This window comes from Phenylobacterium sp., from assembly GCF_016124325.1.
Lineage (GTDB): Bacteria > Pseudomonadota > Alphaproteobacteria > Caulobacterales > Caulobacteraceae > Phenylobacterium.
The window spans coordinates 57,564-65,922 of the sequence record NZ_WGNY01000001.1; the positions used below are offsets into that span (position 1 = coordinate 57,564).

Annotated in this window: 6 protein-coding genes; 2 read left to right on the plus strand and 4 right to left on the minus strand. The window is 69.8% G+C overall.

All coding sequences use genetic code 11. The features are described from left to right. Nucleotides 1-110: 110 nt before the first annotated feature. From GC203_RS00315 to GC203_RS00325, 3 genes are all read right to left on the minus strand, one after another. The gene (locus tag GC203_RS00315) at nt 111-1,364 is read right to left on the minus strand and encodes an acetyl-CoA C-acetyltransferase (RefSeq protein WP_293450147.1); all 1,254 of its coding nucleotides are present in this window, start codon (nt 1,362-1,364) and stop codon (nt 111-113) included. A gap of 89 nt (nt 1,365-1,453) precedes the next feature. Further along, nucleotides 1,454-3,331, minus strand: coding sequence for a methyl-accepting chemotaxis protein (locus GC203_RS00320; RefSeq protein ID WP_293450149.1), 1,878 nt, complete (start codon nt 3,329-3,331; stop codon nt 1,454-1,456). Between the two features lie 128 nt (nt 3,332-3,459). Further along, complete coding sequence (locus GC203_RS00325) at nt 3,460-4,023, minus strand: TetR family transcriptional regulator (RefSeq protein ID WP_293450151.1); 564 nt, start codon at nt 4,021-4,023, stop codon at nt 3,460-3,462. Nucleotides 4,024-4,124: 101 nt separating this feature from the next. On the opposite strand from GC203_RS00325, the gene GC203_RS00330 reads away from it, so the two are divergent. Beyond that, the gene (locus GC203_RS00330; RefSeq protein ID WP_293450153.1) at nt 4,125-5,192 is read left to right on the plus strand and encodes a hypothetical protein; all 1,068 of its coding nucleotides are present in this window, start codon (nt 4,125-4,127) and stop codon (nt 5,190-5,192) included. A gap of 12 nt (nt 5,193-5,204) precedes the next feature. Here GC203_RS00330 and GC203_RS00335 read toward each other — a convergent pair whose 3' ends face one another. Continuing rightward, nucleotides 5,205-5,654, minus strand: a complete 450-nt coding sequence (locus tag GC203_RS00335) for a nuclear transport factor 2 family protein (protein ID WP_293450155.1) — start codon at nt 5,652-5,654, stop codon at nt 5,205-5,207. A gap of 170 nt (nt 5,655-5,824) precedes the next feature. On the opposite strand from GC203_RS00335, the gene GC203_RS00340 reads away from it, so the two are divergent. After that, nucleotides 5,825-7,831, plus strand: a complete 2,007-nt coding sequence (locus GC203_RS00340; protein WP_293450157.1) for a hypothetical protein — start codon at nt 5,825-5,827, stop codon at nt 7,829-7,831. The last annotated feature ends 528 nt before the right edge of the window (nt 7,832-8,359 follow it).

Below are 8,359 nucleotides of genomic sequence, written 5' to 3' on the forward strand. Positions count from 1 at the left end.
AGGATGCTCGTTGATTCCGGCGAAAGAACGGCAAGGGCCGCGCGAATACTCGCGCGGCCCAGTAGTCGTTAAGAATTTGTTAACGCCGACCTGGGGCCGGCCTAAGGCCTCTAGACGCGTTCGACAATGATGGCGGGCGCCATGCCGCCGGCGGCGCACATGGTGACCAGGCCGCGCTTGAGGTCGCGGCGCTCCAGCTCGTCGAGGATGGTGCCGATGAGGATCGAGCCGGTGGCGCCGATCGGGTGGCCCAGGGCCATGGAGCCGCCGTTGACGTTGACCTTCTCGCGGTCGAGCCCGAGGTCGCGGATGAACTTCTCGGCGACGACGGCGAAGGCCTCGTTGATCTCCCACAGGTCGATGTCGTCGGGCGTCAGGCCGGCCTTCTTGAGCACCTTCTTCGCCGCCGGGACCGGGGCGTTGAGCATCAGGGTCGGGCTGTCGCCGACATTGGCCATGGCCACGACGCGGCCCCGCGGCTTCAGGCCGTTCTTCTTGGCGTAGTCGGCCGAGGCCAGCAGGACGGCGGCCGCGCCGTCGACCACGCCCGACGAATTGCCGGCGTGGTGCACGTGGCGGATCTTGAGGTCGGGATAGACCTGGTTGATCAGCCCGGCGAAGGTCGTGCCATTGGCGTCCAGCGGGACGTTGGCCATCGCTTCGAAGGAGGGCTTGAGCGACGCCAGGCCTTCCAGCGTCGTCTGGGGACGCGGGAATTCCTCGCGGTCGAGGGCGAGGGTGCCATCCTCGTGGTAGACGGGCACCAGGGCGCGGTCGAAGCGGCCCTCTTCGATGGCCTTGGCGGCGCGCTGCTGGCTCACATAGGCCAGCTCGTCCAGCGCCTCGCGCGGGATGTTCTCCAGCGTGGCGATGGCGTCGGCGCAGATGCCCTGGTGCGACTGCGGGTGCAGGGCGCGCAGGTGGGTGTTGCCGGCGTCCATCAACGGCGGGCCGTCGAAGAAGGCGGCGTGCTGAGGGCTGGACGAGGCGGTGTACGACATCATCTCGGTGCCGCCGGCGATGACGAGGTCTTCCATCCCCGACATGATCTGGGCCGCCGCCAGGTTCACGGCCGTGATGCCCGAACCGCAGAAGCGGTCGAGCGTGACCCCGCTGGCCTTGACGTCGTAGCCGGCGTCGAGGGCCGCCATGCGGCCCAGGTCGTTGCCCTGCTTGCCGCGCTGGGACGAGCAGCCCCAGATGATGTCGTCCACCTCGGCGGTGTTGACCGCGCTGCGCTCGGCGAGCGCCTTGAGAACGGTGGAGGCCAGGTGTTGGGGATGCTCGTCGGCGAGCGCTCCCTTGCCGACCTTGCCGATGCCGCGCGGCGTGCGGCAGGCGTCGATGATGTAGGCTTCGGACATGGTTTCCTCGAAGGGGCTGGCCTTTATCGCAGCCAGCTTCCCGCCTCGGACCCTAGGTCAGTCCAGCCCCTTTCGCCGGGGGGGCAGGCTCAGAAGTCCTGCCAGTCCGATGTCTCCAGCGCCGCCTGCAGGGCGCGGGCGCCGCCGCTGGCCCTGGCCCGGGCGGTCTGGGCCGGCGGCGCGGCCTTGGCCGCCGTCGCCGCGCCGGTCTCGAAGCGGCCGACGAGTTCGGTCATCCGGCTGGCGCGGTCGTGCATGTCGCGGGCGGCGGCGGTCGACTGCTCGACCATGGCCGCGTTCTGCTGGGTCACCTGGTCCATCTCGCTCACGGCGATGTTCACCTGATCGAGGCCCGACGCCTGCTCGTGCGAGGAGGCGGCGATCTCGCTGACCAGGCCGCTCATCTCGGTCACGCCGGCAGCGATGCGTTCGAGCGCCGTTCCGGTCTGGCCGACGAGGGCCACGCCCTTCTCGACCTGGCGGCCCGACGTCGAGATCAGCGCGGAGATCTCCTTGGCGGCCTCGGCCGAGCGCTGGGCCAGGGCCCGCACTTCCGACGCGACGACGGCGAAGCCCTTGCCGGCTTCACCGGCCCGGGCCGCTTCCACGCCCGCGTTCAGGGCCAGCAGGTTGGTCTGGAAGGCGATCTCGTCGATCACCCCGATGATCTTGGTGATCTCACCGGACGAGGCCTCGATCGCCGTCATGGCCTCGACGGCCTCGCGCACGACCGCGGACGAACGCTCGGCCTCGTCCTTGGTCTCGGTGACGGTGCGCCGCGCGTGGGCGGCGCCCTCCGCCGATTTGCGGACGGTTGAGGTGATCTCCTCCATCGCCGCGGCGGTCTCCTCGAGACTGGCGGCCTGGCGCTCGGTGCGGCGCGACAGGTCGTCGGCCGCCGCGGAGACCTGGCCGGCGCCTGCGCGGATGCCCGAGGCGCTTTCGATGATCTCCCGCATCGCGGCCTGGAGCTTGTCCATGGCGGCGTTGAAGTCGGTCTGGAGTTCCCGGTAGTCGGCCGGGAAGGGCTGGGTCAGGCGATAGGTCAGCGCGCCTTCCTCCAGTCGGCTCAGGCCCTCGGCCAGCGCCTCGACGACACCTTGCTGCTCGGCATGCGCCGCGGCGCGCTCGGCTTCCGCCGCTTCGCGGGTCGCCGCGGCGCGGGCGCGCTCCTCCTCCACCTGCTGCTCCACGCGCCACTTCTCGATGGCGTTTTCCTTGAACGTCAGCACGGCCTGGGCCATGCGCCCGATTTCGTCGCGGCGGTTGACGTCGGGCACCTCGACGGCGTTGTCGCCCCCGGCCAGGCGGGTCATGACGCCGGTGAGGGCGGTCACCGGCCGGCCCAGGGCGCGGGTCAGCAGCCAGGCGAGAAGCAGGGAGACGGCCAAGGCGCCGACCGCGCCGATGGCCATCGCCGCGTAGGTGCGATTGAAGGCGCGTTGGCGGGCGGCGGCGCGCATCGTTTCGTCGCGCTCCTCCTCGATCTGCACCTCCTTCAGGATCTGGCGGATCTTGTCGACCTGGGCCTTCGTCGGCACCTGCGAACCCGCCTGCAGACGCTCGTCAGGGTGCGCCGCCATCTCGATGAGGGCGTTGGCTTCCTTCTTGAACAGCTCGCGAGCCTCGGCGAGCCGGGCGGCGGCGGCGGCGTAGTCGCCGGCCTCGTCGGCTTCGTTGAGCGCCTGGATGTCGGCTTCGAACGCCTTCTCCGCCTGATCGAACTCGTAGATGTACTTGCCGGCGCCCGAGGCCACGTAGCCGCGCACGGCGTTCTGTTCCTCGATGGCGGCCGTCTGCAGTCGGCTGCTGGCCATTATCAAGGATATCGAACTGTCGGTGAGGCGCGTCGCGGTCTGCAACGATCGCAGGTCGGCGAGTACGACGCCGGTGGCCGCCGCGCACACGGCGATCATGCCGGCGAAGGCGAGCAGCAGCTTGTTCTGGACGGAGATGTTCTTGAGCATGAGGCGGATCCAAACTGGGCCCGCCCATATTCGAAGACGCTCCTATCCGAGCGGTTGCCAAGCCGGCGTCGGGGACAATTTAGCGCTGCGACATGCTGACGCGCACGCCTGAGTTTATGGAACGGCGTTCATCGCCGCCTTAGCGCAAGGCCGTCAAGCAGGGCCATAAGGCCCGACTCGAAGTCGGCCTCCGACTCGGGCGTGACGCCCTCCGCAACCTGCTCGCCCAGCGCCCAGCCCATGGCGAACCTGGCGAGCGCGGTGAAGGCGATCCTGGCGTCGTCGGCGGCGAAGCCCGACGCCACGAGCCGCGCGTGATTGGCCGAAAGCACGCGGACACGGCGTTCCGGCGTCGGCCGCCAGGCGCGGAGGAGCCGCGCGCCGTCGCGCCGCGAATGGGCCGCCCGGCGGATGCCGCGCGCGCCGGCGGCCAGCCACTCGCGCCAGTCGCCGGAGGCCGGATCGGAAATGGGCGCCGGCAGCTCGGCGGCCAGCAGGGCTTCAGCCATGTGGTCGCGCAGCTCGCCCATGTTCTTGAAGTGCCAGTAGAGCGAGGGTCCCTTCACGCCCAGGTCGGCCGCCAGCCGGCGTGTGGACAGCTCGTCCAGTCCGACCTCGTCGAGGAGCCGCAGGGCGGCGTCGACGATGGCGGCGCGGTCAAGCCGGCCTCGAGAATCGGAGTCGGGATCCACGCCCAAATGTAACACGCCCTGAAATATGCCTGCAAAGACCCCTATCGATGCTAGGGAAGGTGTCGCGCGGCTGAAGATCGCGGGGCGGAGGGAGACGACAAATGGGGCAGGCAAGACGGGTGTTCGCCGCACTGGCGGCATTGGGCGCGATGGCGCTGGGGGCCGGCGCGGCGCAGGCGCGCGACGTGGGCGGCGTGGTCTGCACGACGCCGCAACCGGTGCGATGCGACGGCGAAGGCTGTGTGCAGGGTGGCGCGCTGGCGGACCTTGGGAACGCGACCGATCCCAAGACCGGGCGAAAATTCTTCCTGGACTATCCGTGCGATCTGAAGTCGGGCGAGAAGGTCACCTTCATCCTCAACATCCATGGGGCGGGCTCGATCGGGAACTGGCAGCGGCACTATTTCCCGGCGCCCGACTACGTTGAGAAGTACCGGCTGGTGGTGGCCACGCCGACGGCGGCGACCCTCAACAAGTTCCCGGGCGCCGAGGGGCCGGGCGTCCGGATGTGGATGCCCGCCGCGGACGACCAGCACCTGCAGAACATCACCGATTTCGTGTTCGACGCCTTCGGGCGCGAGAACATCAAGGCCATGTGGCTGGCCGGGCACAGCCAGGGGGGCTTCACCTCGCGGCGGATCATCTGCAGCGACTACTTCAAGGGCAAGGTCGACGGCCTGCTCAGCCTCTCGGGAGGCCGTATCGGCCAGGCCCCGATCGACCCGCGGTTCGGCCCGCCGAAGGCCGACGGCTCGCCGCCCGATCCGCGCCCGCCAGGCCGCAGCATCATGAACCAGGACGAGCTTCCGACCTGCGACTTCTCGCACATCTACGAGAGCGGTTCGCACGAGATCACCAGCCTGCCCGACACCTCGCCCTGGGCGGCGAAATATCACTGCGACGCCCGCGTGCGGCGCGAGGACATCGTCGACGACACGCCCGGCCACGTCTGGGACTACGCGCGAGCCGGATACCCGGTCTGGGGCATGAAGGCGCGCCCGGGGACGGCCGAGGCGTTCGTCTATCCCAAGTGTGACGGGGGCCGGGTGGTCGCCGACTTCGTACGGCAGGACAAGGGCCATACCGAGGGGCTGGAGCCGCATGTGACCGAGGCGATCATCAAGCTGATCGTCTCGGCGCCGGGCGGCAAAGCGCAGGCGGGGGGCTAGGGCCCGGGCGCGCTAGGCGGCGGGCAGGGGCAGCGACGCTTGGCCGAACGCGTAACGCCACCCGTCGCGGGTGCGCACATAGGTGTCGCTGAACCACAGCGTCCGGTCGGCGGCCTTGCCGTCGGCGACGTACTTGATGCGCAGCTTGGCGGTGACGATCGCGGTGTCGGGCCCGTAGAGGCGCACCGTCTGGCTGCCAGGCTCTTCGTCCTGGATCTCGTAGGCGATGGTCCCGGCGCGGGCTTCGCGCACCAGGTCCTGGCCCGTGTGGACCGTCCCGCCGCCCACCACGAGGATCATGTCGGGATGGAGGATGGCGGCCATCGTCTCGGCGTCGTTGGCCTTCACCGCGGCCTGATAGCGGAGGTCGAGGGCGGCGACCGTCGCGCGGTCGTTGGAAGGCTGGGCGTTGGCGGGCTGGGCGGTCACGGCGGCGAGCGCGACGGCGAGGGCAGGGAGCATATGTCGGTCCTTTCTTCGGAGACCGGCGTTAGCCCGGCGCGCCCTGGGGCGCTGGCGGCAAACGGACGCGATAGGCGTCCAAGCCGCGAGAAATATTCGTGTAACGAAGGTCTGAGACGTTCCTGACGCCCGCGTCATTTCCGCGGGGAAAGAACACTGGGGGAAACCGCATGACCACCGTCCGCTTCGGCGCCTTGGCCCTGCTCGCCACGACCGCACTGATTTCGGGCTGCGCCAGCGATTCGAACGCGCCCAGCGCGCTGGCGCGGGGATCGACGGTCGACGCCTCGGCGACGACGCCGGCGATGGTCGACAACTTCATGCTGGTGGACGCCAACCTGGAGGCGCACGAACTGTACCGGATGGCCGGCGCCCCGGCGATCGTCATCGTGACCCAGGCGAACGGCGACGCCGCGACGCGGGCGGCGGCCCCGGCGCTGAACGAGATCGCGGCGGCCTACGCGCCCAAGGGCGTGGAGCTCATGATGATGAACTCCAGCCTGAAGGACAGCCGCGAGGCGATCCTGGCCGAGGCCGCGAAGGTCGGCTACCGCCTGCCGATCCTGCTCGACGGCTATCAGCTGGTGGGCGAGAGCCTGGGCGTGGCGCGCTCGGGCGAGGCCTATGTGATCAGCACCAAGACCTGGACGGTGGCCTATCGCGGCCCGGTCGCGGGCCTTTCCGCGGCGCTGGACGCCGTGCTCGCCGGCCAGCCCGCCCCGGCGGCGGCCACGGCCTCGGCGGGCGGCCTCATCGACTTCCCCGCCCGGGCCAAGCCGCAGAAGATCTCCTACGCCAAGGACGTGGCGCCGATCATCGAGAAGAACTGCGTGGGCTGCCACCAGGAAGGCGGCATCGGGCCGTTCGCCATGTCGAGCTACGACATGGTCAAGGGCTTCTCGCCGATGATCCGCGAGGTGATCCGCACCGACCGGATGCCGCCCTACAACGCCGATCCGCACGTGGGCCGGTTCTCCGACAGCAAGAACCTGACGCCCGAGGAAGCGAAGACGCTGGTGCACTGGATCGAGGCGGGCGCCGAGCGCGGCGACGGGCCCGATCCGCTGGCGGCGGTGAAGCACGTGGCGGCCGAGTGGCCGCTGGGCAAGCCCGACATGATCATCAAGATCCCGGCGTTCGACGTGCCGGCCTCGGGCGTCGTGGACTACCAGCGCCCGGCCATTGCCAACGCCCAGACCGAGGGCCGCTGGATCCGCGCGACGACGGTGAAGCCGGGCGACCGCCAGGCCGTGCACCACGTGCTGACCGGCTGGATGGAGCAGATGCCGGAGAACGGCCGTTCGTCGGAGACGCGCTGGCGCGGCTCGGTGGGCGGCTACGCGGTGGGCGCGGAATCCACGGTGTTCGACGGCGACGTCGGCACCTATCTGCCGGCAGGCGGCGCCATCGGCTTCCAGATGCACTACACGCCCTACGGCAAGGAGACGGTCGATAACTCGGAGATCGGCGTCTATTTCCGCAAGGACGCGCCCAAGTACATCATGCGCAACGTGGTGGTGATCGACCCCACCATCGAGATCCCGGCGAACGAGGCGCGGCACCAGGAAGTCGCCTACGTCGAGTTCCCGAACGACGCGCTGCTCTACTCGGCGTTCCCGCACGCCCACTACCGGGCCTATTCGTCGGACCTGTGGCTCTATGAGCCGAACGGCAAGAAGACCCTGCTGCTCAGCCTGCCGCGCTACGACTTCAACTGGCAGCGCAGCTACGAGTTCGCCCAGCCGATCAAGATCCCGGCGGGCTCCAGGCTCGTGGCCCACTACGTCTACGACAACTCGAAGGCCAACCCGGCCAACCCCAACCCGAACATCAAGGTCTCGTGGGGCGAGCAGAGCCACGAGGAGATGCTGTTCACCTCGGTGGCGTTCCGCTGGGTCGACGAGACGGCCGCCAAGCAGGTCGATTCCAACGCCCGCTTCGCCGACACCCGCATGCTGGGGATGATGGACGACAACCTCGACGGCAAGTTGGAGAAGGCCGAGCTGCGCGGCCGGATGGGCGAGATGATGGGCCGGTTCTGGGCGGTCATCGACAAGAACAAGGACGGCGCGCTGGACAAGCAGGAGCTGGCCGCCGCCCAGGCCATGATGCCCCGGCGCGGACGCGGCGCGGCGGAGGCTGCGAACAACGCCGCACCGCCCCCCGGCGGGAACTAGGCGCTCGGCGTCGCCGAAGAGACGGGGAGGGGAGCCCAGGCGGCTCCCCTTTTTCGTTTTGGGGACCACGAAAGGCGCGGAAGCCCCCGGCGTCATCCCGGTTTGGGCGGAGCCCAAGACCGGAACCCATGCGTGGTGAGGTCGGAGGCCGCGCGGGGCGGCTCCGTGGGGGCGTGTTCGGAGAGATCAGGTGTTCATGGGTCCCGGTCTTCGGCCGTTGGCCGAAACCGGGATGACATGCGGAGGTGTGGGCTACCAGCCGGAGCCGCCGGGGTAGCGGGCGCCGGGCGGGGCGCGTTCCCAGGGCATCAGGTAGGGCTGGGGCGATTCTTCGTCAGAGGGAGGCTCGACGGGCGGGGATGCTGGGTCCCGGGTCTCCGCTTCGCTCCGCCCGGGATGACGGGGGTGAAGGGAGGCCCCCTCCGTCGTCCCGGCTTGAGGCCGGGACGCCACCTCCCCCGCGGAGGCGGGGGAGGAGCGGGTGGTGCGGACAGGCTCCTCCCCCGTGACGACGGGGGAGGTGGCGCG

Excerpts from the sequence above, each read along its gene's own strand:
- GC203_RS00315 (WP_293450147.1), bottom strand. The coding sequence starts at position 1,364 with ATGTCCGAAGCCTACATCATCGACGCCTGCCGCACGCCGCGCGGCATC.
- GC203_RS00320 (WP_293450149.1), bottom strand. The coding sequence starts at position 3,331 with ATGCTCAAGAACATCTCCGTCCAGAACAAGCTGCTGCTCGCCTTCGCC.
- GC203_RS00330 (WP_293450153.1), top strand. The coding sequence starts at position 4,125 with ATGGGGCAGGCAAGACGGGTGTTCGCCGCACTGGCGGCATTGGGCGCG.
- GC203_RS00335 (WP_293450155.1), bottom strand. The coding sequence starts at position 5,654 with ATGCTCCCTGCCCTCGCCGTCGCGCTCGCCGCCGTGACCGCCCAGCCC.
- GC203_RS00340 (WP_293450157.1), top strand. The coding sequence starts at position 5,825 with ATGACCACCGTCCGCTTCGGCGCCTTGGCCCTGCTCGCCACGACCGCA.